The following is a 24,714-nucleotide window of genomic DNA, read 5'->3' on the forward strand; positions in this document are numbered from 1 at the left end:
GCGAGACGGTCTGGCCTTACTGTGGGGCGATGTGCCTTCACCTCGACGCAACCGCCGCGCTGTCGATCGCAGGTTGGGTTCGCGAAGAACCTACTCGATCGGCCTCTGCCCCAGTTCCGCAACCGCTGGTCGGCGTTTGTGATCAACTCATCGTGTGGGCGAGTTCGTTCTCCGTACTTGCCAGTTCCGACGACCAGGTGTGGTTTCTCTCGGCGGAGAACTATGCCGGTGGAGTCGGCGTCAGTGATGAGGCGTTTCCTTGGAATGCGTTCCGGCACGAGAGCCTGGCGGTCGCTTCCGGGCCGGCTGAGCGCGCGGCGATCAACGCCTTCTGGTCCACTCACCTCCCGGTTCTGCTGTCGGTACGCAATGGGTACGAGTACCTGGCGCTCGCACCGGACGGTCAGGTTGTCCGTGGGGGAGAGCCTGAGTTCGAGGAGGTCACCGTAGTTGCCACTGATTTCGAGGCTCTGCTTCGGGGCATAGCCGCAGGCGTCAGCACGGCAGACCCCTTCACCGATGCACTGCTTGGAACGGTGGGTACTACCCGGCCGGGCAGTGACCGGTAGCTCTGAGGGAGGCCGAGTTGATTGCTCGACTGGTCGTGAAAGTTCACGGCATCCGTCGGAATGGCTCCGGACGACTACTCGAGTTCGTGTGCGCAGTAGCTGGCACCCATACTGGACGGGTGTTGCACGACGTGAGAAATCCGGTGGACGGTGCGCGGATCGCCTATCAGATCGTGGGCGATGGCCCACCCCTGTTGATGGTGCACGGCACAGCGTTGTCGCGCTCCATCTGGCGTGGCTTCGGGTACGTCAAGGCGCTCCAGGAACAGTATCGTCTGATCCTCGTCGACATGCGGGGTCACGGACGCAGTGACAAACCACACGACTCCGATTCGTATGCAATGGATCTGGTGGTCGGCGACCTCCTGGAGATCCTCGACACGGAGTCTCCGTTCGAACCGGCTCACGTCCTCGGATACTCGTTCGGCGGGCGCTCGGTGATGTCGCTGACTGTCGAGCACTCCGAACGGGTGCGATCGCTGACCGTCGGGGGCGGTAGTAGCCGGCCGATGACGGGGGCGTTCGACGCATTGTTCTTCCCAGGCTGCATCGACGCACTCGAAAGCGGCGGTATCGAGGGGTTTCTGAGCGGTTGGGGCGCGAGGCGCGGCAAACCGGTGGATCCACAGACTGCGACTGCCTTTCGAATCAACGATGCCCTCGCACTCGCGGCCTACATGCGCCGGGCCGAGAAGGAGCAGGGCATCGACGACGCCGTGCTTCAACGGATCACCACACCGGCGTTGTTGTTCGTCGGATCGAGAGATCGCGAGCGCCTGCCGGATACCGAGCATCTCGCGTCGCTGATCCCGGACAGTGCCTTGACTGTGATCGAGGGGGCTGATCATGCGAGCGCAGTCGCGGACTCCGAAGCTGTGCTGCGTGCGCTCGTTCCGTTCCTGAGCCGACAGTAGTCCCCCTTCCTCCGCTCACTACTGCGGTGTGAGCACTCTCGACTCGAACGCGGTCACCGGTGGTTGCCGCAAGTCCAAGCGTCGCAGCAACTGGGCATTCGCGGCAACGACCACAGTGGATACCGACATCAGGATTGCTCCGACCTCCATCGGCAGCACAAACCCGACGGGCGCCAGTACTCCCGCAGCGAGGGGAACCGAGATCGCGTTGTATCCCGCTGCCCACCAGAGGTTCTGAACCATCTTGCGGTAGGTGGCGCGGGACAGCTCGATGACCGAGCTCACCGAACGCGGATCATCGCTGGCCAGAACAACTCCCGCCGATGCGATCGCCACGTCGGTTCCGGCACCGATCGCGATACCCACATCCGCCTGGGCGAGTGCCGGCGCATCGTTGACCCCGTCACCGACCATCGCCACGCGGTGGCCCGCAGCCTGAAGCCGAGATACCTGCGCTCCCTTGTCCTGCGGAAGCACCTCGGCGAAGACCTCGTCAATTCCGAGTCTGCGGGCGACCGAATGAGCCACGGCCTCCGCGTCTCCGGTGACCATGGCCACTCGAACACCGCGAGCGTGGAGGGCGTCGACGGCCAATGCTGATTCCGGGCGAATCTCGTCGGCCAATGCCAATGCGCCGATTACCTTCTCGTCACGCACTACATGCAGGACCGTCGACCCGTCACTGAGCCACCTTTCGGTCCCCGGGATCGCTGTGGCCCCGACCGATCTCAACATCCCCGGTCCGCCGACACCGACGCGTGCGCCGCCGACGTCCGCAGCAACCCCGATTCCGTTGTGCGCCTGAAAGTCGGAACCCGAAGTGAATTCGAGCGACAAGTCCCGCGCTGCTGCGACGACGGCGCGCCCGAGTGGATGTTCGCTGTCGAATTCGACGGCAGCTGCTGCGCTGAGAACTTCGTCGTCGGAGTACCCGTCGACGCCGCGCACACCGACCACTGCGGGCTCCCCCTTGGTGAGAGTGCCGGTCTTGTCGAAGAGAACGGTGTCTACGTTGCGCATCGCCTCGAGGGCCATGCGGTCGGTGATCAGAATCCCAGCCCGAGCTGCCCGTTCCGTCGCGATGGAGACGACCAGCGGAATCGCCAACCCGAGCGCGTGCGGGCAGGCGATCACCAGAACGGTGATCGTCCGGGTGACTGCGCTCTCGGGTGTGCCCCAGATACTCCAGGCGATCGCGGTCAGCACTGCCGCGCCCAGTGCGTACCAGAACAGCAGAGCAGCGGCCTTGTCCGCCAACACCTGAGCACGGCTCGACGAGTTCTGGGCCTGTTCGACCAGGCGCCGGATACCGGCGAGCGCGGTGTCTTCTCCCACAGCGGTGACTCGAAGCCGAAGTGCCGAGTCGGTGGCTACGGTGCCGGCCACCACCTGATCTCCGACAGTCCGCCGGACGGTCTTCGACTCACCCGTGATCATGGATTCGTCCATGTCGGCACTGCCCTCGACGACCGTTCCGTCCGAGGGAACGCGGGCGCCGGGACGAACTATCACCAGGTCGCCGGCGGCCAGAGCTGCGGTGGGCACGGTTTCCACCGACTCCCCCATCACCCGTTCGGCCTCGTCGGGCAGCAATGCGGCAAGCGAATCCAAGGCGCTCGATGTCTGACTGAGCGAACGCATCTCGATCCAGTGACCCAACAACATGATCACGATCAGAAGCGCGAGCTCCCACCAGAAATCAAGAGTGTGATCCACCCAGTGCAGACTTGCAGCCCAAGAAGCGAAGAAGGCAACGGTGATGGCAAGTGCGATCAGAAGCATCATTCCGGGTTGCCGAGAACGTATTTCGGCGACAGCGCCGGTGAGGAACGGCTTGCCTCCCCAGAGGTACATCACGGTGCCGAGCACCGGTGAGATCCATTCCACCAGAGAGTTTTCCGGCAATGTGTACCCGACCAGATCAGCGAACATCGCATCTGCCGCAACAACCGGAACTGCGATTACCAACATGACTGCGAACAACGTCCGGAACTGTGCGACATGATCCGCGTGACCACCGTGTGCACCGTGCTCCATCTGGCTATGGTCCATCGCGCTATGGTCCGTCTCGCTATGGTCCATCTGACTGTGATCCATGTGGCGGTCATCCCCTCGCGTGTGATTCCGGCACTGCAGCGGTCAAACCATCAGCCTCGAACGTATGCCCGACTCGGCCACCGAGCAAGGTCACGCGGCCGAGGTCAACCGTTCATTTCTCCTTCAACATCGCTTCCATCTGAGTGATTTCCGCCTGCTGACCGGCAATGATCGCTTCTGCCATCTTTTCCGCCGATGGATCGAGCCCGTTGTCGAGTTCGGTCTGGGACATGGTGATGGCACCCTTGTGGTGCTCGATCATCATCGTCAGCCACAACTTGTCGAACTCCGCGCCACTGGCGTCGGTGAGGGCGGTCATGTCGTCGGCCGACATCATGCCCGGCATCTCGGCCATCCCGACGCCGTGTCCCGCGTGCGCCGAATCATCCATGCCCTCCATCGAACTCGACGAAGGGTCGGGGCGTCCCCACTTCGTCAGCAATTCCGTCATCTGAGCCATTTCCGGGCCTTGCGCTGCCTCTATCTGCGCTGCAAGAGAGAGAAGTTCGGCATTGTCGGTTCGACCGTCGACCATTCTGGCCATGTCCAATGCCTGCGCGTGATGCGGGTACATCCCTTCGAGAAACTCGATGTCGGCAGCATTGACACCCGCAGGAATCTCCGACTGTGCTGCGACGCTGGTTGTTTCGGAAGAATGGTTGACGCTCTCCCCGGAGTTGTCCGAGCATCCGGCAATCAACAGTGCTGCCGCTGCCACAACCGGTACGAACCGTGCGGCGCTCTTCCTGACCGTCAAAGACATGTTTCACTCCCGAAAATTGATTCTGTTCGATATGCACTGCACCACAATTGATTTGACAACAATGCTGCACATGCACAGTTGCCACGTTACCGGCGAAAATCCGCCTCGAAGCCCGATAACCGGCCCAAACAGGCTTCCTTCATCGAATCTTCACAGTCGAGCGGAAACCACCACACGACAGCAATGCAGACACGCAGTCGACTAACCTCGGTTTGATGAGCGCCGAACTACGACCTGGTGAGGAACCGGGGCGTGTTCTTGTCGTCGACGACGAGACTGCCCTCGCGAAGGTTGTCGCCAACTATCTGACACGCGAAGGATTCACCGTGCGCCTCGCCCACGACGGGCCGAGCGCAGTACGTTCGGTGCGCGAATTCGAGCCCGCGCTGATCGTGCTCGATCTGATGCTCCCGGGCTTCGACGGCATGGAAGTCTGCCGACGAATCCGCACCTTCTCGGACGCGTACATCCTGATGCTCTCCGCCCGCGGTGAAGAGTCGGACAAGGTGACGGGTCTGGCGGCCGGCGCGGATGACTACGTGGTCAAACCCTTCGGCCCCCGCGAGTTGGTTGCGCGAGTGAAAGCTCTGCTCAGACGGCCACGCGCGTCGAGTTTGCTGCCGAAAGTGCTGCCAACGCCTCCCGGACTCGACATCGACGTCCTGGCCCGCACGGTCCGTGTCGACGACAACCTGGTCGATCTGACCCCCACCGAGTTCACCCTGTTGTCCGCGCTCGCATCCCGACCCGACGCAGCCTGGAGTCGGGCCGAGATCATCGCCTCGGTGTGGGGGTCGCCCTGGTTCGGGGACCAGCACATCGTCGACGTCCATGTCCGTGCATTACGCCGCAAACTCGGCGACGACGCGACCGATCCGCGGTTCATCAGAACCGTCAGGGGCGTCGGATACTCCCTGAGGTCGTCATGAACACGGTCGTCATGAACGCGGTCGTCATGAAAAGACTCGGGCTACGCGGAAAACTACTGCTCGCGCAGCTCGCCGTCCTGTTCGTCGCCTGCCTCGTCATCGCCGCCGTTGCCATCGCCGTCGCTGCCCCGCTCTTTCACAACCACCTCATGATGGCCGGCATCGAAGACTCGAATGTCCGTACCCACACCGAAGAAGCATTCGCTCAGACCATGACCATTGCTCTGTTGTGCGGGATCGCGGTCGCGCTGGTGGGCGCAGGCATCGCCGCGGTCTACATCGTCCGACGCGTCACGGCACCGATCACCATGCTGGCAGAGGCGGCGCAAAGCGTCGCCGACGGGAACTTCGACGTGACTATCGGCAGGTCCGACGTAGATGCCGATTTCACGCGTCTCGAAACGGCATTCGCCGACATGGCTGCACGCCTTGATCATTCGGATCGGGTCCGCAAACGACTGCTTGCCGACCTTGCCCACGAATTGCGCACTCCGGTATCGACTTTGGCTGCGTACGTGGACGGTATCGAGGACGGAGTTGTGCCGACAGATCCTTCGTCGTGGTCGGTGATGCGCGATCAACTCGAACGTCTGCGTCGGCTGTCGTGCGATCTGGCGGACGTCTCCGCTGCCGACGAACACGCTCTCGAACTCGATCGCCGGACCGAGAATCTCGACGACATCGTCTGCAGCGCAACGGCAGCAGCGGGGCCACGTTTTGCCGATCGTGGAGTCGAATTGACAACCGCCCTGCCTCCGCAACCGGTCACGGCCGAGGTCGATCGCCAACGAATCGAACAGATCCTCGCCAACCTGCTCGAAAACGCGTTGCGGCACACTCCAACCGGAGGTTCGGTGAAGGTGACACTCGCACGGGAAGGTGATCACCTCACGGTGTCCGTCACCGATACCGGTGACGGAATTCCCGCAGACCAACTCGAATCCGTCTTCGACCGTTTCCATCGCGGTGATCGATCCGACGGCTCTGGTTTGGGACTCACCATTGCGAGGAGCCTCGCGCTGGCGCATGGCGGCAACCTGACGGCCCGCCGCAACGAGCAGCCGCTCGGCAGCACCCTCGTCCTCACTTTGCCGATGGGACTCAGGCAGCTGCCTTGAACGGATCGTGCTCGGCGATCAACTTCTCGAGTCGAGCCTCGTCCACTCGAACCCTGACGGTAGACGCCTCCTGCTGATCACGAATCACCTTGGCCAACGTGAACGTACTGGTGACCAAGAACAGCAAGGACATTCCGAGAAATCCGCGTTGCCACGCATCGATCGGAAGATACGCAATTCCGAGGAGGGTGCCGACAAAACTGACGGCAAAGGCTATTCCGGCCTGCAGATAGAAGGCTGCGGTGGTCTTCGAAGGTGTTGTCGGTGTGCTCATGCTTCGAAGTCTGCTCGCCCATCCCGGCACTCGGATGCGTAGTCCTACTCGAGTGCGCACGGTACTTCCCCGGCAAAAATCAGATGCCGTTACCCATCCTGGTGGATAGTCTCGGTCCGGTATCCGGAGTTGTTCCAGAACAGTTGTTGTTCGACAACAGTCAGACGGCAGGAGTGATCGATGACCCGCAGACATATCGCCATGGTGAGCATTCCGGCACCTGGCCACGTCAATCCAAGCCTGGCGATCATCGCGCGTCTCGTCGCCGCCGGTCACCGCGTCACCTACGCCAACGACGAGTCGATGCGCGAGGTCATCGAGGCGACCGGGGCTGAATTCGCACCGTACGTCTCCACGCTGCCCAGCCTCGTTCCTTCCCCTGACGGCGCCGAACCGGAGAAGAGTTGGGATGGGGATCTGATCGATCAGTTGACGATTTTCCAGGACGACTACGAGGCGATGCTGCCGCAGCTGCGCCAAATCTACGACGACGACCGTCCCGACCTCTTTCTCTACGACATCGCCGGGATCCCCGCGCGAATACTGGCTCAGCAGTGGAACATTCCCATCATCCAGTTGTCGCCGACGTATGTTGCCTGGGACGGCTACGAAGACGACGCCGCACCGATGTACGACGAGATTCGTTCCGATCCGAGAGGCGTCGACCTGCTCGATCGGGAGGCCCGGTTCTTCCGCGCCGAAGGCGTCGAGGTCGATCCGCGTGAGTTCACCGGACGCCCACCCCGTGCAATCGTGCTGATCGCAGAATCGATGCAGCCCAACGCCGATCGAGTGAACCGCGACGTCTACACGTTTGTCGGCCCCGCACTCGAACCGAGCAACCAACCCTGGGTGAACCCGGATCCCGAACGCAAGCTTGTGTTGATTTCGCTGGGTTCAGCCTTCACCGATCATCCGGATTTCTATCGCACCTGCGTCGAGGCTTTCGGCCAGACGGACGGCTGGCACGTCGTCCTCCAGATCGGAAAGCAGGTGCAGATCTCGGATCTCGGACCACTGCCCGCCAACGTCGAAATACACCGCTGGGTACCGCAGTTCGCGATTCTGCAGCAGGCCGACGCATTCGTGACCCACGCGGGTATGGGCGGATCCAGCGAGGGGCTCGTGACCGGCACGCCCATGATCGCGGTGCCGCAAGCCGTCGATCAGTTCGGCAACGCCGACTCGCTCGTCGACGCCGGTGTCGCAGTACGCGTCGACGGCGCCACCGTCACGGCAGTAGAGCTTCGTGAGGCGCTGACTCGGGTGAGCTCGGACGAGTTCCGCCGACGCAGTGCAGAGTTGGCAAAAGAACTCGCAGCGGCGGGCGGTGTATCTCGTGCCGTCGAGTTGATCGAGTCCGCCCTGCCAGACAGCGGGCGGCGGTAGTGGTGGCTACCAGTGCCAGGCGTCGCCGCCCACGTTCTTGATGGTTCGCTGCAGAACCGTGATGGTGGTGACGAATTCTTCTTCGCTGATTCCCTGCATCCGCTCTTCCTGCAGCATCTGCTGTACCCGCGCGGCGCGATCGAACTGCTGGGTGCCCGCATCAGTAGGGAGAAGGACAGACTCGTCGTCACGCGCCCAGCCCAGGTCGAGAGCAGAGTCGACGGCCGCGTCGATCACGTCGGTTGATTCGTTCGGACCGATCGTTCGCAGGAGGACAGCTCGCTCCACCCCTTCAGGGTGCAGCGAAAGTTGGTGCAGGACCCACCACCCCGGCTGGGTCACGCCGATTGCTTCGAGCGCTCCGCGCGTGCGCGCGCGAATCGCTTCACCGGCGCGCGCTGTCCAGAATCCGATCGGCTGATTGGCCGGTGGCTGCATCGCTTGTTTGTTCATGGACACGACGATAAAACCTCAACGGAAGTTCAGGTCAACCACCAGCGAGGTGAAGTTCTACATATGTTGTGTGATTGCTCGGCCGATGATGCGGGCGGCGTCGGGGAACTCACCCGGGTTCGGTCCGGCGTAGTTGAGCCGCAAGAACTTTCCGGTCGGTTCTGCCGGGAACCAATCGTCACCGGCCCCGACGATGACGCCGGCCGACCGGCAGTCCTGCACGACACGTTCGAGATTCGTGGTGTCCGGGAGCCGAAGCCAGAGGTTGAGTCCGCCTTGCGGTACAGCGTCGAGGTGAGCGTCCGGCGCATGCTCGCGCAGACTCGACACGAGGAGGTCGCGTCTGGCCTCGAGTTGGTGACGAAGCCGGCGCAAGTGCGTGCGCCAGGCCGGCTGAGTCACGACGTCGAGCGCTACCGCTTGCAGCATCCCACTGACATACATCGAATCTGCCTGTGTATCAGCAAGAATCCGCTCGTAGGCCGGGCCTCGGGCGATCAATCCGGCAACTCGCACCGATGGCGACACGCTCTTGGTCAGTGCACGAAGGTAAACGACGTGTCCGCTGTCGTCGCGTGCAGCAATGGGGCTGGGATCTGCGGTGATTCCGAAGTCGAGCGCCGAACTGTCCTCGATGAGGAAGGCGCCGTGCCGACGGACGGTGTCGAGAACCTTGTCAGCCAACGACGGCGACCACAGTGCTCCCGTCGGGCTCGCGAAGCTCGGTTGTGCGTAGAACGCCCGGGCACCGGTCTGTTCGAATGCACGCGAAAGCTCTTCGGGATCAGGGCCGTTGGCGCCGCTGGAGATCGGAATGACCGTGACTCCGGCCTGGGCGGCAGCCAGGATCGCACCCCAGTAGGTCGGCGATTCCATGAGCAACGGACGCCCCTCCCCCACCAGCGCACGGAAGGACGTCGCAAGCCCACCCTGACTGCCGGGAAGTACAACCACGTCGTTCGGCCCCGGCGGAGTGATCCCGGCAGGAGTTGCGGAACCCAATTCGGAGGCAAACCAGGACTGCAGTTCCGGAAGCCCGGCAGCGAGGGGCCGATTGAACACGGCGTCGGTTCGCGTCGCTCTGGTGAATGCTGCACGAACCAGCCCTTCGGGCAACAGCTCTCGGGCCGGATAGCCGGAATGCAGTGCGATCACGTCGTTGGAGGTGGACTGCAGCGCAATAGGCAGCTGCAGACGATAGTTCGGCGATCCGAGCGCCGCGGTCTGCCAACCGTAATCGTTGGGTCGCACGACGCGTGCGGCGCGTACGAAGGTCCCCACACCGGGACGAGCCTCCACAACCCCCTGAGATACCAGCGTTCGCAGCGCCTTCTGCACGGTGACCGGGCTCGCCCCGTGCAGGCTCACGAGCGACCGAGTGGACGGAAGCTTCGCGCCTGGAGGTGCCGTCGCGATCCATTCGCGCAAGGCTGCGACAATCCTCGAACTGCTATCATTGGACATGTCGAATCATAGTAGCGCTACTCCCCTCTCGCCGCTAGCGCTATCGCGAATCAATGTCCGTTTCCAGACCGAACCCTGAGGCGCCCTTCTCATCTGAAACACAACTCGCTTACCCGAACCGGAGAGGTACGTAACCGCGTGAACACACCCATCGATCAGGCCCGCAAGCTCGAGAATGTCAGGTACGACATCAGAGGGCGAATTCTCGACAAGACCGAAGAACTCGAGGATCAGGGACACACGATCCTGCGACTCAACGTCGGTAATCCGGCCCCCTTCGGATTCGAAGCACCGGACGAAATCATGATGGCCATGATCCGCAATCTCCCTACCGCCCAGGGATATTGCGATTCTCGCGGACTGTATTCGGCGCGCACCGCGGTGGTCCAGCACTACCAGACGCGGGGTATCACCGACGTCACCGTCGACGAGATCTATCTCGGAAACGGCGTCTCCGAACTGATCACGCTGACGATGCAGGCGCTCTGCAATCCCGAGGACGAGATCCTGATTCCCGCTCCCGACTACCCCTTGTGGACGGCTTCGGTTTCACTTGCCGGCGGCACGCCGGTTCACTACCTCACCGATGAAAGCCAGGGCTGGGCACCGGACTTCGACGATCTGGAAGCCCGGATCTCCCCGCGCACCCGAGGGATTGTCGTCATCAATCCCAACAATCCGACGGGCGCCGTCTACTCGACGGAGGTGCTGCAACGCTTCGTCGACATTGCCCGCAAGCATGACCTGATGCTCTTCGCCGACGAGATCTACGAGAAGATCGTCTACGACGGCCGATCCATGACAAACCTTGCGTCGATGACCGGGCGAGACGTTTTGTGTCTGACATACTCGGGGCTGTCCAAGGCCTACCGCGTCTGCGGGTTCCGAGCCGGATGGCTGGCCATCACCGGACCACTCGAGCGGGCGTCGAGTTTCATCGAAGGCATCAAACTGCTGGCCAACATGCGAATGTGTGCCAATGTGCCGGCGCAGCACGCGATCCAGACCGCACTCGGCGGACGCCAGTCCATCGAGGACCTCCTGCTCCCGCAAGGTCGACTGACAGCACAGCGCGATCTCGCGCACAGCACGCTCAACAGCATCGACGGGATCAGCTGTCAGCAGGCCGACGGCGCGCTGTATCTGTTCCCGAAGCTCGACGTCGACAAGTTCGGCATCGTCGACGACGAGAGGTTCGTTCTCGATCTACTGGAATCGGAGAAGATTCTGGTCAGTCACGGCCGCGCGTTCAATTGGATCGAACCCGACCACTTTCGGTTGGTGACCCTGCCGAACACCGACGACCTCGCGACCGCCCTCGAGCGTCTCGGCAACTTCCTCAGTTCCTACAGCCAGTAACCCGAGAACCGGGACGCCCCCACAAACGACTGAACGCCGACCGGATTTCCGGTCGGCGTTCAGTGGTGAAAATCAGCAGGCGATCAGGCAGTGACGATCGCGTCGAGTGCCGAGTAGAACAAGCCGAGTCCGTCGTCACTCGGTCCGGTGAGAGCCTCGGTGGCGTGCTCGGGGTGCGGCATCAAACCGACGACGCGGCCGTTGGCCGAAGAGATACCGGCGATACGACGCTGCGAACCGTTGGGGTTCTCCTCCGAGTAGCGAAAGACGACGCGGCCTTCACCCTCGAGTTCGTCGAGAACATTTTCGGAAGCCTGGAATCGACCTTCACCCGACTTGAGCGGGATGAGGATCTGGGCGCCGGCCTCGTAACGCGAGGACCAAGCCGTGTTGTTGGCTTCGACCGTCAACCACTCGTCGCGGCAGATGAAGTGCAGACCCTGGTTACGGGTCAGGGCACCGGGGAGCAAACCTGCTTCGCAGAGGATCTGGAAACCGTTGCAGATGCCCAGGACCGGCATGCCGCCCTTGGCTGCTTCGACAACCTTGCCCATCGCGGGAGCAAAACGTGCGATCGCGCCGCAACGAAGGTAGTCGCCGTAGGAGAATCCGCCGGGAACGACAACCGCGTCGACACCCTTGAGGTCTGCGTCGCCGTGCCAGAGTTCGACAGCTTCACCGCCGGCCAGGTTGATGGCCCGAGCAGCATCGATGTCGTCGAGCGTGCCCGGGAACGTGATAACCCCGATACGTGCGCTCATGCCTCGACTCGCCTGACGGTCCAATCCTCGATCACCGTGTTGGCCAGCAGGCCTTCGGCGATCTTCTCGAGTTCGGCGTCTTCGACACTGCCGTCGATCTCCAACTCGAACCGCTTGCCCTGACGGACATCGGATACTCCTGCAAAGCCCAGGCGAGACAGTGCCCCGACAATTGCCTGTCCCTGGGGGTCGAGAATCTCGGCCTTGGGCATGACTTCGACGACGACACGGGCCACGTGCTGCTCCTCGGTACTAGTGCGCGAACCCGGAGTGAAACGCTCGGGTGATGGCCAGTTTACCGGGCGCACCCGAGATGGTTCGCATCGAGTGATCGGGGCGTGACGGCCAACACCCGCGAAACCCGCCTGCGAGTCACTCCAGGGCGGCGCATACTCGAAATCATGCGACTGACACATTTTGGCCATTCCTGTGTGCTCGTGGAGTTGAACGGATCGAAAATCCTCTTCGATCCCGGCAACTTCTCGCACGGATTCGAAGGCATCACCGGCCTCGACGCCATCCTCGTGACACATCAACACCCCGATCACGCCGACCCGACGCGGCTACCCGAACTGGCCGAAGCGAACCCCGACGCGGTGCTGTACAGCGATCCGCAGACGGCTGAGAAGCTCGGTGGGCGCTGGACGGGAGTCCGGCCGGGCGACCGGTTCAGCATCGGCGACGTCGAGGTGACCGGAACCGGCGGAGAGCACGCGATCATCCATCCGGACCTACCGATGATCGACAACACCGCGTTCCTCCTCGGCGACGCCACCAACCCGGCGCAGTTCATGCATCCCGGCGATTCCCTCTACATCCCCGAACAGAAGGTCGACGTTCTTGCCCTTCCCGCCGCCGCACCGTGGCTCAAGATCTCGGAAGCCATCGACTACCTTCGCGCGGTAGCGCCGCGCGTCGCGGTTCCCATCCATCAAGCGATCATCCGCGACGAAGCCACAGGCATCTTCTACGGTCGCTACTCGGAAATGGCTGCCGACGGTACCGAGTTCCGAGTTCTCGGTGAGGAGTCGAGCGTCGAAGTCGCCTGATTCAGTCCTCACGCACTCACATCGACGATGATCCAGCCGGTGCTCGTCCCACCGGCTGCGTCGGTGAGTGTGTAGAGAATCCTGTCGGTGCCTGTCTTCGTTCCGGCCTCGAACACCACTTCGCCGTTTTCGAGCTTTACGGTGCCACCGAGAAGTGACGTCGCCTCGACCCCGGTTACCTTGATCGAATCTCCGTTGCTGTCATGATCATTCGCGACGGCGTCGACGGTGACTGTGCCACCTGAGCGGACCTGCGCGGTGTCGAGTGCGGCGTACGGCGGGATCGGGCTTGCCGTGTACCGACCGACGTCGTCGAGTCGATCCGAGGCCACGTCGGCGGCATCGACGATGGCAGCAAATTCGGTGCCGTCGAAGCGCGAGAGGTCGTTGCCGTTCATGATGGTCGATCCCTCGGCGCCGCCGCCGTGATAGTCGTCGGCGTAGAAGTTGTGGCCCAACTCGTGGCGGAGGACGCGGCTGAAGTTGCCATCGGGCTCGGCACCGACCTGCGCGTAGCTGTGATCGAGTTCGAACCTCGAGTAGTAGGCATTGCCGCCACCGGAAGCGCAGACGACAGTCGCCTGGTCGACGCTCGTCCCGACCTGATCGGACCACAGACCTTCCAACTGGTCGAGGTCTTCACAACTGCTCGAATACGGGTCACTCGCGGCATCGGCCCGAAGGACAACCCGACCCAGGATCGGCCGAATTCCGACGTCTCTGATCCAGATGGCAGCGGTTCGGGCCATTGATTCCTCGGCCCGATCCAGAGCGACGGCGGGACTACCTGCGCCGTGCGCGGAGTACCACTCGCCACTCAGATCCAATCCCACCACGAACTGCTTCACCGTCTTGCCGACGCTTGCGGCCGAGGCCGACGCGATAGAGGCGGTCGGCCACTTGGGTTTTGCGTCGATCGGCGCCGTGCTGCGACCGACCACGTCGGATCCCACGAACTCGATCGAAGCACCACGATCGAAAATCACCTGCCCGCGCAGTGTTCCGGCGGAGTCGACGATGGCCGAGACGATTGCGTCCGGTTGCCCTTCCACACTGCCGATGTACGAACGGGGCGCCGGGATCACCACATCGGTCAGCTCGCCGCCGCTTTCCTGTACGGCCATCGAGAAGTCGGATCCCCGCAGATTCATCTTGTGAAGCCGCAGTGTGAGTTGCTCACCTTCGTCGTCGACAGTTGCGGTGCGGGTACCTTCGCTCGCACCGCCGTCGACACCGCCCGTCGGCAGCGTGTGAACCACGCCGGTCGGAGCGGCAGACGCAACTGCCGGGACGATTGCAGCACAGACGACTGCGCCCACAGCCAGAGCGACAAGACCTTCGGCCGACTTGGAGAACCCTCGTGCGCGCATGGTGAACCTCAACTTCGTCTACTAGCGGCAGATTAACTGCACGCACTGTAGCAGCGAAAAGGTTGGGCGACGCCATACTCGAATTCAACGTCCACTTTATGCGACTTTGACCTAATCGGCCCTACTGCCTGCAAGGAACGGGATAAATGCGAAGAGTCTGCCTGCTCGGGAAACCCGGACACACGACACCATCTCGCAGCTATCGAATAGTTGCCAATGACCGAATTCAGGCAGCGCCGAGTTCCTGCGACGGGGAGTTCCATCGGTATACCTGCGAGGTGGCCTCATGAAAAAGCGCGAGGTCCACAGCGTCGAGAACAGCCTGACGTGGGCCCTCGTTTCCCAACTGCTTGGCAGTAATCGACAATCTGACCAGTCCCCCACGCTTGGCGGCGCGCCCGGCTCCGAGAACCAATGCGCGACACCACCACGGCTCGGCCTTGAAGCCCTCGCCGATACCGAAAACCCTTCCCCGCTGCAAGGTTCCACGGGTCAGATCGTGTACTGCGCCGAGGCCTGCCATCGTCCGAAAGCCGGTCTCCGGCAACACCGACATGGCACCAGGCGACGCCACCCAGCGCGGCGGTGCGAACACCCGGGTCCGAAGGCCTGCATGCTCGAGAACCCGATCCGCAGCGAGTAGTCGCAGTTTTGCTTCGTGCTTCGACAGAGTGGCGAACTCGGCTCGACGACGCTTGGTCGCGGCCTGGTCGTAGCCGTGCAGAACGATGGCGTCGCCGTGCTCACGACGCTCACGCAGCCAGGCCGTCGTCACCGCGTCGTCGGCCAGTCGATATTTGTCCTTCAGTCGCGGCGCCACCAGGAGCGACAGGCGGACACCCCGAGCGTCCATCTCGTCTGCGAATCCGGCAGCGAGATAACATGTCTCGTCTCTGATTCCGGATACCGACACGATCAGTTCTGCGGACATACTCCGATACTGGCAGCTGTGGGTGAACAGCACACTGCCGCCGGATGATCATCCGGCGGCAGTTTTCAGCACAGCTACTAATTCTTCGGAAGCGCGGCTACTAATTCTTGGGAAGCGCGGCTTCGATGGCGGCGACAACCTCGGGAGCGTCAGGCTCGGTCCGCGGACGGAAGCGGTTGACGACGGTGCCGTCCGGTCCGATCAAGAACTTCTCGAAGTTCCACTGGATGTCGCCCGCAGCGCCTTCGGCGTCGGCAGCCTTGGTGAGTTCGGCGTACAGCGGATGCTGGTTCTCGCCGTTCACCTCGATCTTCTCGAGGAGCGGGAACGTGACGCCGTAGGTAGTGGAGCAGAACGTCTCGATCTCTTCGGCGGTACCCGGTTCCTGCCCCATGAACTGGTTGCACGGGATGCCGATCACGGTCAGACCGCGATCGGCGTACTCGCTGGCCAGCTTCTCGAGCGCCGAGTACTGCGGGGTCAGTCCACACTTGGATGCCACGTTGACCACGAGCACGGCACGGCCGTCGTATTCACCCAACGAGGTGGGCACGCCACCGAGGGTGTTGATCGCGATGTTCTGTACTGGAGTTGTCATAGGTCCAACTTAGCGACTCTTGCCGACTGCCAGTTCTCGCCCACTGCTACTTCTCGTCCACTGCTACTTCGATGCTCCGAGAATGCGATCGAGGTCGTCCAGAACGGTGAGGCCGCCGAGCGGTCCGACGCCCGTGATCCAGTAGGACATGTCGACCAGATGTGGGTTCGGGAAGAATCCGGCGTTGTCCGCCACGGCCTTCGGCATCGTGCTGGCATCGGCCGGTTTCGCGGAGGTGACCAGGATGAGGTCGGCGTTGGCTCCGGAGACGAATTCCGGGGAGAGGTCGACGGAGATCGAGTTCTCCCAGTCGCGTGCGGGAATCGTGAGTCCCGCGCATTCGAGAGTGCTTCCGGCAAACGACGTGGGTCCGTACAGCGTCAGAACGTCGTCGCGTGGGCGGATGAGCTGAGCGGTCTTGCCCTCGGTGCTGTGCTTGCTCGCCACTTCCTCGCAGCGTGCCGTGTAGTCACCGAGCAGTTCGCCTGCCTGATCGGTCTTGTTCAACGCCTCTGCGACGAACTGGACGTTGTCCTGCCACGGATCGGTCTGGGTCGCCATGTAGACGGTCGGCGCGATGGCAGCGAGTTGCTCGTACAGATCACCGTGCCGCGATTCCGTTCCGATGATCAGGTCCGGGCTCAGTGCGACGATCTTCTCGAGGTTCGGCGCCGCGACGGTGCCGACCATCTCGATCTCCGCGGCCTTCTCACCGAGGTACGCCGGAACACCGGTCGTCTCGCTGAGGACCGCGGTGCCCACGGGAATCACGCCCAGCGCTACCGACGTGTCGAGCTGAACCGGCTCGAGCACGACAACTCTCTGCGGATCCATCGGTACGTCCGTGGTTCCGCGGGCATGGGTGACCGCGTGCACGGTGTCGGCGGACTGACTGTCGGTATCCGTCTTGTCGTCACTGCCACACGCCGTTGTCGTTGCCACGATGGCGGCGAGGACAAAACCACCCAGCACGTACTTCGCCCGCGAGTTACTGCGTTTCATTCCCGACACTCCTGTTACCGACTGCTTTCGACCGTCACAGCCACGCGTATTCACCACGGCTGAGCAAAGGATTCACCATCCAATAGTCTGGTGAGCCTAACCTACGAGACTGGAGCCTCATCATGTCTTCCCTTCCCTGCCACACCTGCAGCGACGGTGTCCTGGGGAAGGCATCTATGCAGTGCTTTCCGGAATTTGTCGCCAATCCGCAAACCAGTCGACGCCCTCACGCCTGTACACGGCAGTCGTCGACCGCCGGCGAACCGATGGTCGGTCGCGCCGGAATGACACATCTGTGGGTGTTGATCGAGCACCCCGGCCCCTGGCCGGCGTCCGCTCCTGACGACGTTCTCCCAGTCGCACTCACCGAAAAAATCTACGCAGCGCAGGGTCGTATTCGCCTCGTGGTGATCCGGCGGCCCCGCAACCGCCGAGTCCTCACCCCGATGTGCGTACTCGCCTGGACGGACGGCACACGTCAGTGGATGCGGGAAGGGTCGGTCGACCGATACGAGGACCTGTCGGTACTGCCGTTCGAATCGATGGCCACCGGAGTGGAACCCGACTTCGGCCGCTCCCGCACGGAACCGCTCTTCGCAGTCTGCACACATGGAAAGAAGGATGCGTGCTGCGCGGAACTCGGTCGCCCGGTCGTGTCGGCGCTGAACGCGGCACAGATCGCAGATGTGTGGGAATGCAGTCACATCGGCGGAGATCGATTCGCGGCCAACATGATTGCGTGGCCCGCCGCAGTCTATTTCAGCCGACTGGACGGCAACTCCGCGATCGATGCAGCCGAAAAATACCAAGCCGGAGAATTGGAGCTGCTGCACCTGCGCGGCCGAGCGGCACTGTCACAGGCAGCTCAGGCCGCCGAACACGCAGTCCGACGCGTTACCGGCATCGTCGCGACGGACGCACTCGAGAGTGTCGCCGAGAGCGTCGACGGAGAACATACGACTGTCGATCTTCGATTGGAGGCGAGAGACTTTCGCGTGGTCGTTCGACCCGGCTCTCCAGGACAGCCGTTCCGACACGATTGCGGTTCCGGAGGAACTGTCGAATGGAACGGATGGATCGTAGAACACCTTCACGAGCAATCGCACTGACCACTCGATTCCGGTAGAACTGCCCGGCAGGCCATCGAACCGAGATTTGCGCGGACTGACAACACTTCGAATCAGGTCGCGATGAAGGATCGACGCCCCTGGTGATTACAGCTTGCATTCTTCCCATGACCACCGCACTGACGCCGAATGCCGTTTCCCGGTCTGCAGATCCGATCAAGAGTGAGGTCGACTACGAAACACTGGCAGCAAAATTCCGTCCGATCTTCGCGGACATCGCACAAGCCGTCGTCGAACGCGAACGCGATCACGTGCTTCCCTTCCAACAGATCGACGCACTCAAGAAAGCAGGCTTCGGCGCCGTTCGGGTGCCGACAACACACGGTGGATCCGGCGCGAGCATCCCGCAATTGATCCGGTTACTAGTCGAGTTGTCGAGCGCCGATTCCAACATCACCCAGGCACTGCGCGGTCATTTCGCGTTTGTCGAAGACCGACTGGTCGCCGACCCCGGACCTGAGCGCGACACCTGGCTCCGACGCTTCGCGGAGGGACAGTTGGTCGGCAACGCGTGGACCGAAATCGGCGACGTTGCATTGGGCGAAGCCAACACCAAGGTCTCGCCCGCACCCGATTCCGACCATTTCTTGGCGAACGGGGCAAAGTTCTACAGCACGGGTTCCATTTTCGCCGACTGGATCGACCTGTACTCGCAGCGCACCGACACCGGCGCATTCGTGATCGCCGCAGTCGAAGCGAGACAACCCGGTGTCACACACAGTGACGACTGGAACGGGTTCGGCCAGCAGACGACTGGCTCCGGCTCGTCCGTCTACGAGAACGCAATAGTCCAGCCGGAGAACATCTTCGACTTCTCGACGCGCTTCAAATACCAGACCGCGTTCTACCAACTGTTCCATCTCGCCACTCTCGCCGGCATCGCCAAGGCTGCGACAACCGAGATCTCTCGTCGAGTCGCCTCTCGTACTCGAACCTTCAGTCACGGCAACGCTCCGAGATACGCGCAGGATTCGCAGATCCAGCAAGTTGTCGGCGAGGTGTCCTCGGCTGCCTTTGCAGCCGAGGCCGTGGCGCTGCACGCAGCACAGTCGTCCCAATGGGCATACGAAGCCGCATTCTCCGGCTCGCCGGAGGAAGAGAAAGCCGCCAACATCGCAGCCGAAATCGATTCGGGGCGAGGGCAGGTCGCCTCGATCGGACTCGTCGTTCCAGCCACGGCCAAGATCTTCGACGCACTCGGCGCTTCCGGAGTGAGCCGCGACCTCGATCTCGATCGGTTCTGGCGCAACGCGCGCACCGTGGCCAGTCATAATCCGGTCGTCTTCAAATCCAAAGTTGTCGGCGACTACGAAATCAACGGAACCGAACCGATTTACGTGTGGGCCATCGGGACTGCACCGACCGAAAAGGATGTACAGGCATGACCGTGACCAGTGAAACCGAAGTCTTCGTCGGCGTTCCCGACACATCCGAAGGCTGGATCGACCGCGCTCGCGAGGTGAGCAACATCCTTGCCGCCGACGCACTCGCCCGCGACCGAGCCGGCGAACCACCGTTCCGAGAAGTTCAGCTGCTCAAGGACAGTGGTCTGGTGACACTGCTGGGTCCGATCGAGTTCGGCGGCGGTGGGCAGCGATGGGAGACCGCCTACAAGGTGGTTCGGGAGATCGCGCGCGCCGACGGCTCGATCGGGCAACTGCTCGGGTACCACTACCTGTGGGCATGGGCAGCCAGATTGGTCGGAACCGATCCGCAGATCTCCGCTGTCGAGGAGCTGTACACGAGCAACCGATTCTTCTTCGGCGGCGCGGTGAACCCTCGAGACACCGACCTCACCGTCGTGGATCGCGGAGACACCCTGGTATTCAACGGTGTGAAGTCGTTTTCCACCGGCGGACGAGTCACCGACCTCACGGTGCTCGAAGGAATCATCGACGGAACTGCGACGCATGTGTTCGCTATCGTGCCGACTGCTCAGGACGGCATAGTCTTCCGCGGCGATTGGGACAACCTCGGGCAGCGCCTCACCGATTCGGGCAGTGTCGAGATCAACGACGTCGAGGTCGACTGGGCAAGTGCGGCAGGCTTTGTCGACAAGGAATTCCAACCTCTGGTCTACAACACGCTGAACTTCCCCGCGATCGAGATCGTGTTCGCGAACTTCTACCTCGGGATCGCCCGTGGCGCACTGGACACTGCGGCCGAGTACACCCGAACCCGTACGCGTCCATGGCCGTACGGCGGTGACAACCGCGAAATCGCAACCGACGAGTGGTACCTCCGTGAGGGCTACGGCGACTTGCAATCGAAGCTGTGGGCAGCGGAGGCCTTCGTGGATCAGGTCAGCCGTGAGGCCGACGCCGTGCTCCACGACGCTCGCGAAAACCTCACCGAGCAGGCTCGCGGCGACCTCGCCGTACGCATTGCGGCCGCAAAACTTCGCGCCGCCGACGTCTCCTTGGAGATCAGCAACAAGATCTTCGAACTGACCGGTGCCAGAGCCACGTCCAACGATGTCGGCCTGGATATCTACTGGCGCAACATCCGGACGCATACCCTTCACGATCCGCTCGCGTACAAGCGCCGTGAAGTCGGTAGTCGTTTTCTGACCGGCGAGATTCCCGAACCCACCTGGTACACATAGCACCCACGAACAGAAAGAGACCGTCGCACGGTTAGTGCGGCGGTCTCTTTCATCGTTACGACCAGGATCACTGATCGTAGATCGGGTTCCGCGCCTGCTGTGCGGTCAAACGTTCAGCAGAGCGGAAGTATCTAGTGATGGCTCACAAATGACTGCTTGGTGCCGGTCGGAGCCGTTTCGAGTTTGTGCTGCTCTTCTTCGTCCTCGTCGTCGAGCATCGTGGCTTCGTTGAACGGAATCTTCCCGTCGAGCACCTCGATGACGCGTTCCTTGTCGATCGTCTTGGTCCACGCGCCGACCAGGAGAGTCGCGACCGCATTGCCCGAGAAGTTGGTGATCGCTCGCGCTTCCGACATGAAGCGGTCGATTCCGACGATGAGTCCGACGCCGTCGAGCAGCTCGGGGCGATGGCTCTGCAGTCCGCCTGCCAGCGTGGCCAGACCGGCGCCGCTGACTCCCGCAGCGCCCTTGGAGGCGATGATCATGAACACCAGCAGCGAGAGCTGTTCACCGAAGGCGAGCGGCTGTCCCATGGCGTCGGCGATGAAGATCGAGGCCATCGTCAGGTAGATCGCGGTGCCGTCGAGGTTGAACGAGTAGCCGGTGGGAACGACGATGCCCACCGTGGTGCGCTCGACGCCGACGTGCTCCATCTTGGCGATCAGACGCGGCAGTGCCGATTCGGAGGACGACGTGGCGAAGATGAGCAGGTACTCACGGGCCAAGTACTTGACCAGCTTGAAGATGTTGAATCCGGTGACCGCGCGCAGCAGCGTTCCGAGAACACCGAAGACGAAGATCAGGCAGGTCAGGTAGAAGCCGATCATCAGGGTTCCGAGCTGGACGACGGCGTTCAAACCGGTCTGGCCGACGACGCTGGCGATGGCGCCGAAAGCACCGATCGGGGCGAGCCAGAGAATCATCGTCAGGATCTTGAACACGAGCTTCTGGATGTAGCCGACGGCCTTGAGAATCGGCTCACCCGACTTGCCGAGCGACTGGATCGCGAAGCCGACCAGAAGGGCGACGAACAGAGTCTGCAGCACGCTGCCGGCGGTGAGGGAGGACAGCATCGACGTCGGAATGATGGACGCGATGAAGTCCCAGGTACCGCCCGCGCTGTGGGCCTGATCTGCAAGCTTGGCCACGGAGGCCGCGTTGGGCGTGATGTTCAGGCCGCTGCCCGGGTTGAGCAGGTTGCCGACGCCCAGGCCGATCGCGAGTGCGATGGTGGACATCCCGATGAAGTAGGCGAGTGCGAGGCCGCCGACCTTGCCGACCTTGGCCGCAGCTCGAACCGAGCCGATGCCGAGCACGATGGTGCAGAAGATGACCGGGCTGATCATCATCTTGATCAGGCTGACGAACAACGTGCCGAGTACACCGACGGACTTACCGAACTCGGGTGCGAGCCAACCGACGAGGATGCCGCCGATAACCGCGACGATGACGCTCATGTAGAGCCAATGCGTCTTGTCGCGCTTTGCCTTGGTGCCCTCGGGCTGTGGGGAACCGTCTACTGTCCCTGTTGCCGTGCTGCTCATGGGGTGTCCTTTGGATCGGATATCTGTGAAGTGATCGGGATCACTTCGAGTCGTGGAGAATTCTTGTTGCAAACAGGTGGGCCCGGAAGTTTGTGTTCATTACGTTCAGGAGGCGCTCGATGGTCGAACGAAAGACCGGCCGACGTATGAGCGTCGCCAGGCAGATCCTGCTCCTGCAATTGGCGTTGTTGGCGCTGGTCATCGGCGTGGGGGCCGCGCTCGCAGTTGTCGACGAACGCCGAGACAGCGACGACGCGATCCGCAGGCAGGTGAGCTCGATAGCGCAGACTCTCGCCCTGTCGGATTCGACGGCGGCAGCCCTGACGAGCCCGGACCCGACCGCGATTCTGCAACCACAGACCGAGAAAATACGACAGGCAACCGGCGTCGATTTCATCGTGGTGATGGCGCCGGATCGCACTCGATTCACCCACACGAGCCCGGAGCTGATCGGTCAACTGTTCAACGGAAACATTGACCGCGCACTCGCCGGCGTGACCTTCACGGAGACGTACGCCGGGTCGCTGGGGCCGTCGATCCGCGCAGTCACTCCTGTCTACGATTCCGGCGGAACCCTGGTCGGTCTGGTTTCTGCCGGTGTCACCCGCGAGCAGATCAGCAAGCAGTTCGCCCAAAGTGTTCCGGTCATCCTGTTCGTTGCCGGCGGCGGTCTTCTTGCCGCCCTCCTGAGTTCACTTCTGGTGAGCCGACGCATCAGGCGACAGACCCTGGGAATGGCTCCGGACGAACTGCGCACCATGTACGAGCACCACGACGCCGTACTGCACAGCATCGGTGAGGGTTTGGTGGTGATCGGGCAAGGCCGAAGCAAAGACGCGAGAGTGGACATCGTCAACGACGAAGCACGTCGCCTCCTCGATCTACCGGACGGGCCCGTGCCACTTTCATCCATCCCCGAGACCATGCGGGTCGACGACGCCTCTCCCGCGAAGGATCAAGTGCACCTCACCGACAAGCGTGTGCTGGTGGTCAACCAACACCCGGTTGAGTGGGAGGGCAACAGAATTGGCACTGTGCTGACAATTCGCGATCACACCGAACTTCAAAACGTACTCGGGGAATTGGATTCGGTACGAAGTTTTGCCGAGTCGCTTCGATCGCAAGCCCACGAGAGTGCAAATCGTCTGCACACGATCATCACGATGGTCGAGTTGGGGCGAAACGAGGACGCAGTGGCCTTCGCCACCAACGAATTGCGGGTGTCCCAACAGCTGATCGATCGTCTGATGAATGCGGTCCACGAGCCGGCGCTGGCCGCACTACTGCTCGGGAAAATGAGCGAAGCGACCGAACGCGGGGTCGACCTGACCATCACGGAAGACACCGCGCTCGGTCCGGTTCCTTCGCTCAATGCACGCGAGTTGGTCACGCTGGTCGGCAATCTCGTGGACAATGCTATTGACGCATCGCGCGCGAGCGAGTCTCCGTGGGTGGAAGTGACGGTAATGGAAGAGGATTCGATGATGGTTGTTGCCGTCGCCGACAGCGGCCCGGGAATGACACCCGAAGCACTCGAAAAGGCCAAGGGCCGTGGCTACTCCACAAAATCCGGCTCTCGCGGACTCGGTCTCGCACTGGTCTCTCAAGTTGTGAAACGGCACGGCGGCACGCTCACCAGCGAGCCGGCGATGGGCTCAATGCTGGTTGTCCGTATCCCGCTGCGCGAGGCGGAAGCACCGCGATGATCCGTGTACTGATAGTCGACGACGAACCGTTGATCGCGCAGGCACACCGTTCCTACGTCGAGCGTGTGCCGGAATTCGTGGTCCACGGCGTGGTTCATTCCGGGAACGCCGCCGTGCGTGCAGTTACGGCGGCCAATGCCACCGACCAGCCCATCGACCTGGTCCTGCTCGACATCGGGTTGCCCGACGCCAGCGGTCTCGACGTGGCTTCCGCCCTCGGCGGGTTGCGGCCCAGTCCGGACATCATCGCGGTTACCTCGGCGCGCGATCTGGAGGTGGTTCGAAGCGCCGTGGCTCGCGGGATCGTCCTCTATCTTCTCAAGCCGTTCACTTTCGCAGCATTCCGCGACAAGCTCGAGCGCTACCTCGAATATCGTGCAGCGCTTCCCGCTGGAGAGTCTGCGGTCAGTCAACACGACATCGACCGCGCGATGTCCGCACTACGAACGTCCGACGATCGAGCAGCGGCACCGAAAGGCTTTGCGTCTCAAACACTCGGACTCGTCGCAGCGTCTGTCCGGGATTCTGAGGGACCCGTGACCGCTGCAGAGGTGGCAGCATCGGTCGGCGTGTCCCGGGTGACAGCCTGGCGCTACCTGGAAAAGCTGGCAGACGACGGCATGCTCACCCGGGAGACCGAGTACGGGCGCGCTGGGCGCCCTCAGGTTCGTTACCGCAGAACCTGATTGACA

General features: G+C 62.3%; 24 protein-coding genes. 12 read left to right on the top strand and 12 right to left on the bottom strand.

Features of this window, described 5'->3' with window-relative positions:
* Positions 1-29: 29 nt before the first annotated feature.
* On the top strand, positions 30-569 hold the full coding sequence (locus QMA15_RS20715; protein WP_020906386.1) for a hypothetical protein: 540 nt from the start codon (positions 30-32) through the stop codon (positions 567-569).
* 143 nt (positions 570-712) lie between these two features.
* The gene (locus QMA15_RS20720) at positions 713-1,483 is read left to right on the top strand and encodes an alpha/beta fold hydrolase (protein ID WP_024487536.1); all 771 of its coding nucleotides are present in this window, start codon (positions 713-715) and stop codon (positions 1,481-1,483) included.
* Between the two features lie 18 nt (positions 1,484-1,501).
* Here the strand turns inward: QMA15_RS20720 and QMA15_RS20725 are convergent, their stop codons facing one another.
* Both QMA15_RS20725 and QMA15_RS20730 read right to left on the bottom strand, forming a co-directional pair.
* Positions 1,502-3,535: a heavy metal translocating P-type ATPase gene (locus QMA15_RS20725; protein ID WP_290286207.1), complete on the bottom strand. Its 2,034-nt coding sequence runs from the start codon at positions 3,533-3,535 to the stop codon at positions 1,502-1,504.
* A gap of 157 nt (positions 3,536-3,692) precedes the next feature.
* Positions 3,693-4,343, bottom strand: a complete 651-nt coding sequence (locus QMA15_RS20730; protein WP_019747083.1) for a DUF305 domain-containing protein — start codon at positions 4,341-4,343, stop codon at positions 3,693-3,695.
* 215 nt (positions 4,344-4,558) lie between these two features.
* Here QMA15_RS20730 and QMA15_RS20735 point away from each other — a divergent pair, with 215 nt between their 5' ends.
* Positions 4,559-5,272, top strand: a complete 714-nt coding sequence (locus QMA15_RS20735; RefSeq protein ID WP_030534660.1) for a response regulator transcription factor — start codon at positions 4,559-4,561, stop codon at positions 5,270-5,272.
* A complete protein-coding gene (locus QMA15_RS20740; protein ID WP_141487729.1) occupies positions 5,269-6,390 on the top strand; it encodes an ATP-binding protein in 1,122 nt (373 codons plus the stop codon). The genes QMA15_RS20735 and QMA15_RS20740 overlap by 4 nt, the downstream gene beginning before the upstream one ends.
* Here QMA15_RS20740 and QMA15_RS20745 read toward each other — a convergent pair.
* Positions 6,374-6,664 carry a YiaA/YiaB family inner membrane protein gene (locus QMA15_RS20745; RefSeq protein WP_003945505.1) on the bottom strand — a complete coding sequence of 97 codons (291 nt, stop codon included), beginning with the start codon at positions 6,662-6,664 and terminating at the stop codon, positions 6,374-6,376. The two genes, QMA15_RS20740 and QMA15_RS20745, sit on opposite strands and share 17 nt — an antisense overlap.
* Positions 6,665-6,844: 180 nt before the next feature.
* Between QMA15_RS20745 and QMA15_RS20750 the strand changes: the two genes are divergently transcribed.
* Positions 6,845-8,053, top strand: a complete 1,209-nt coding sequence (locus QMA15_RS20750; RefSeq protein ID WP_290286213.1) for a macrolide family glycosyltransferase — start codon at positions 6,845-6,847, stop codon at positions 8,051-8,053.
* Positions 8,054-8,059: 6 nt separating this feature from the next.
* Here the strand turns inward: QMA15_RS20750 and QMA15_RS20755 are convergent, their stop codons facing one another.
* Positions 8,060-8,506 carry a hypothetical protein gene (locus QMA15_RS20755; RefSeq protein ID WP_290286215.1) on the bottom strand — a complete coding sequence of 149 codons (447 nt, stop codon included), beginning with the start codon at positions 8,504-8,506 and terminating at the stop codon, positions 8,060-8,062.
* A 57-nt stretch (positions 8,507-8,563) separates the two neighbouring features.
* Positions 8,564-9,970 carry a PLP-dependent aminotransferase family protein gene (locus tag QMA15_RS20760; protein ID WP_019747079.1) on the bottom strand — a complete coding sequence of 469 codons (1,407 nt, stop codon included), beginning with the start codon at positions 9,968-9,970 and terminating at the stop codon, positions 8,564-8,566.
* 138 nt (positions 9,971-10,108) lie between these two features.
* Between QMA15_RS20760 and QMA15_RS20765 the strand changes: the two genes are divergently transcribed.
* Positions 10,109-11,329: a pyridoxal phosphate-dependent aminotransferase gene (locus QMA15_RS20765; RefSeq protein WP_290286219.1), complete on the top strand. Its 1,221-nt coding sequence runs from the start codon at positions 10,109-10,111 to the stop codon at positions 11,327-11,329.
* Between the two features lie 83 nt (positions 11,330-11,412).
* Here QMA15_RS20765 and purQ read toward each other — a convergent pair whose 3' ends face one another.
* Positions 11,413-12,090, bottom strand: a complete 678-nt coding sequence (gene purQ / locus QMA15_RS20770; RefSeq protein ID WP_019747077.1) for a phosphoribosylformylglycinamidine synthase subunit PurQ — start codon at positions 12,088-12,090, stop codon at positions 11,413-11,415.
* Positions 12,087-12,326, bottom strand: coding sequence for a phosphoribosylformylglycinamidine synthase subunit PurS (gene purS, locus QMA15_RS20775; protein ID WP_003945817.1), 240 nt, complete (start codon positions 12,324-12,326; stop codon positions 12,087-12,089). Before purS ends, purQ begins: the two co-directional genes overlap by 4 nt.
* Positions 12,327-12,491: 165 nt before the next feature.
* Between purS and QMA15_RS20780 the strand changes: the two genes are divergently transcribed.
* Positions 12,492-13,139, top strand: coding sequence for an MBL fold metallo-hydrolase (locus QMA15_RS20780; RefSeq protein ID WP_029537604.1), 648 nt, complete (start codon positions 12,492-12,494; stop codon positions 13,137-13,139).
* 8 nt (positions 13,140-13,147) lie between these two features.
* On the opposite strand, the gene QMA15_RS20785 is transcribed toward QMA15_RS20780, so the two are convergent.
* The 4 genes from QMA15_RS20785 to QMA15_RS20800 form a co-directional block, all read right to left on the bottom strand.
* Positions 13,148-14,509, bottom strand: a complete 1,362-nt coding sequence (locus QMA15_RS20785; RefSeq protein ID WP_290286223.1) for an Ig-like domain-containing protein — start codon at positions 14,507-14,509, stop codon at positions 13,148-13,150.
* A gap of 226 nt (positions 14,510-14,735) precedes the next feature.
* Complete coding sequence (locus QMA15_RS20790; RefSeq protein WP_019747074.1) at positions 14,736-15,440, bottom strand: DUF2334 domain-containing protein; 705 nt, start codon at positions 15,438-15,440, stop codon at positions 14,736-14,738.
* A 100-nt stretch (positions 15,441-15,540) separates the two neighbouring features.
* On the bottom strand, positions 15,541-16,038 hold the full coding sequence (locus QMA15_RS20795) for a glutathione peroxidase (protein WP_003945816.1): 498 nt from the start codon (positions 16,036-16,038) through the stop codon (positions 15,541-15,543).
* 63 nt (positions 16,039-16,101) lie between these two features.
* Entirely contained in the window at positions 16,102-17,040 is a 939-nt protein-coding gene (locus QMA15_RS20800; protein WP_020906375.1) for an iron-siderophore ABC transporter substrate-binding protein, read from the bottom strand.
* A gap of 122 nt (positions 17,041-17,162) precedes the next feature.
* Between QMA15_RS20800 and QMA15_RS20805 the strand changes: the two genes are divergently transcribed.
* From QMA15_RS20805 to QMA15_RS20815, 3 genes are all read left to right on the top strand, one after another.
* Positions 17,163-18,149, top strand: a complete 987-nt coding sequence (locus QMA15_RS20805; protein WP_250885132.1) for a sucrase ferredoxin — start codon at positions 17,163-17,165, stop codon at positions 18,147-18,149.
* 125 nt (positions 18,150-18,274) lie between these two features.
* Complete coding sequence (locus tag QMA15_RS20810; RefSeq protein ID WP_020968556.1) at positions 18,275-19,552, top strand: acyl-CoA dehydrogenase family protein; 1,278 nt, start codon at positions 18,275-18,277, stop codon at positions 19,550-19,552.
* Positions 19,549-20,772, top strand: coding sequence for an acyl-CoA dehydrogenase family protein (locus QMA15_RS20815; RefSeq protein ID WP_029254554.1), 1,224 nt, complete (start codon positions 19,549-19,551; stop codon positions 20,770-20,772). The genes QMA15_RS20810 and QMA15_RS20815 overlap by 4 nt, the downstream gene beginning before the upstream one ends.
* Positions 20,773-20,903: 131 nt before the next feature.
* Here QMA15_RS20815 and QMA15_RS20820 read toward each other — a convergent pair whose 3' ends face one another.
* Positions 20,904-22,316: a C4-dicarboxylate transporter DctA gene (locus tag QMA15_RS20820; RefSeq protein WP_003945501.1), complete on the bottom strand. Its 1,413-nt coding sequence runs from the start codon at positions 22,314-22,316 to the stop codon at positions 20,904-20,906.
* 119 nt (positions 22,317-22,435) lie between these two features.
* Here QMA15_RS20820 and QMA15_RS20825 point away from each other — a divergent pair, with 119 nt between their 5' ends.
* Entirely contained in the window at positions 22,436-24,022 is a 1,587-nt protein-coding gene (locus QMA15_RS20825; protein ID WP_019747069.1) for a sensor histidine kinase, read from the top strand.
* A complete protein-coding gene (locus tag QMA15_RS20830) occupies positions 24,019-24,708 on the top strand; it encodes a response regulator (RefSeq protein ID WP_003945570.1) in 690 nt (229 codons plus the stop codon). The genes QMA15_RS20825 and QMA15_RS20830 overlap by 4 nt, the downstream gene beginning before the upstream one ends.
* The last annotated feature ends 6 nt before the right edge of the window (positions 24,709-24,714 follow it).

The sequence above is a fragment of the Rhodococcus sp. APC 3903 genome (assembly GCF_030407755.1).
GTDB classification, from domain to species: domain Bacteria; phylum Actinomycetota; class Actinomycetes; order Mycobacteriales; family Mycobacteriaceae; genus Rhodococcus_F; species Rhodococcus_F erythropolis.

Excerpts from the sequence above, each read along its gene's own strand:
- QMA15_RS20780 (WP_029537604.1), top strand. The coding sequence starts at position 12,492 with ATGCGACTGACACATTTTGGCCATTCCTGTGTGCTCGTGGAGTTGAAC.
- QMA15_RS20800 (WP_020906375.1), bottom strand. The coding sequence starts at position 17,040 with ATGAAACGCAGTAACTCGCGGGCGAAGTACGTGCTGGGTGGTTTTGTC.
- QMA15_RS20785 (WP_290286223.1), bottom strand. The coding sequence starts at position 14,509 with ATGCGCGCACGAGGGTTCTCCAAGTCGGCCGAAGGTCTTGTCGCTCTG.
- QMA15_RS20830 (WP_003945570.1), top strand. The coding sequence starts at position 24,019 with ATGATCCGTGTACTGATAGTCGACGACGAACCGTTGATCGCGCAGGCA.
- QMA15_RS20805 (WP_250885132.1), top strand. The coding sequence starts at position 17,163 with ATGTCTTCCCTTCCCTGCCACACCTGCAGCGACGGTGTCCTGGGGAAG.
- QMA15_RS20745 (WP_003945505.1), bottom strand. The coding sequence starts at position 6,664 with ATGAGCACACCGACAACACCTTCGAAGACCACCGCAGCCTTCTATCTG.
- QMA15_RS20750 (WP_290286213.1), top strand. The coding sequence starts at position 6,845 with ATGACCCGCAGACATATCGCCATGGTGAGCATTCCGGCACCTGGCCAC.
- QMA15_RS20725 (WP_290286207.1), bottom strand. The coding sequence starts at position 3,535 with ATGGACCATAGCCAGATGGAGCACGGTGCACACGGTGGTCACGCGGAT.
- QMA15_RS20815 (WP_029254554.1), top strand. The coding sequence starts at position 19,549 with ATGACCGTGACCAGTGAAACCGAAGTCTTCGTCGGCGTTCCCGACACA.
- purQ (WP_019747077.1), bottom strand. The coding sequence starts at position 12,090 with ATGAGCGCACGTATCGGGGTTATCACGTTCCCGGGCACGCTCGACGAC.
- QMA15_RS20795 (WP_003945816.1), bottom strand. The coding sequence starts at position 16,038 with ATGACAACTCCAGTACAGAACATCGCGATCAACACCCTCGGTGGCGTG.
- QMA15_RS20820 (WP_003945501.1), bottom strand. The coding sequence starts at position 22,316 with ATGAGCAGCACGGCAACAGGGACAGTAGACGGTTCCCCACAGCCCGAG.
- QMA15_RS20755 (WP_290286215.1), bottom strand. The coding sequence starts at position 8,506 with ATGAACAAACAAGCGATGCAGCCACCGGCCAATCAGCCGATCGGATTC.
- QMA15_RS20810 (WP_020968556.1), top strand. The coding sequence starts at position 18,275 with ATGACCACCGCACTGACGCCGAATGCCGTTTCCCGGTCTGCAGATCCG.
- QMA15_RS20790 (WP_019747074.1), bottom strand. The coding sequence starts at position 15,440 with ATGTCCGCAGAACTGATCGTGTCGGTATCCGGAATCAGAGACGAGACA.
- QMA15_RS20715 (WP_020906386.1), top strand. The coding sequence starts at position 30 with ATGTGCCTTCACCTCGACGCAACCGCCGCGCTGTCGATCGCAGGTTGG.
- QMA15_RS20760 (WP_019747079.1), bottom strand. The coding sequence starts at position 9,970 with ATGTCCAATGATAGCAGTTCGAGGATTGTCGCAGCCTTGCGCGAATGG.
- QMA15_RS20735 (WP_030534660.1), top strand. The coding sequence starts at position 4,559 with ATGAGCGCCGAACTACGACCTGGTGAGGAACCGGGGCGTGTTCTTGTC.
- QMA15_RS20740 (WP_141487729.1), top strand. The coding sequence starts at position 5,269 with ATGAACACGGTCGTCATGAACGCGGTCGTCATGAAAAGACTCGGGCTA.
- QMA15_RS20825 (WP_019747069.1), top strand. The coding sequence starts at position 22,436 with ATGGTCGAACGAAAGACCGGCCGACGTATGAGCGTCGCCAGGCAGATC.
- QMA15_RS20730 (WP_019747083.1), bottom strand. The coding sequence starts at position 4,343 with ATGTCTTTGACGGTCAGGAAGAGCGCCGCACGGTTCGTACCGGTTGTG.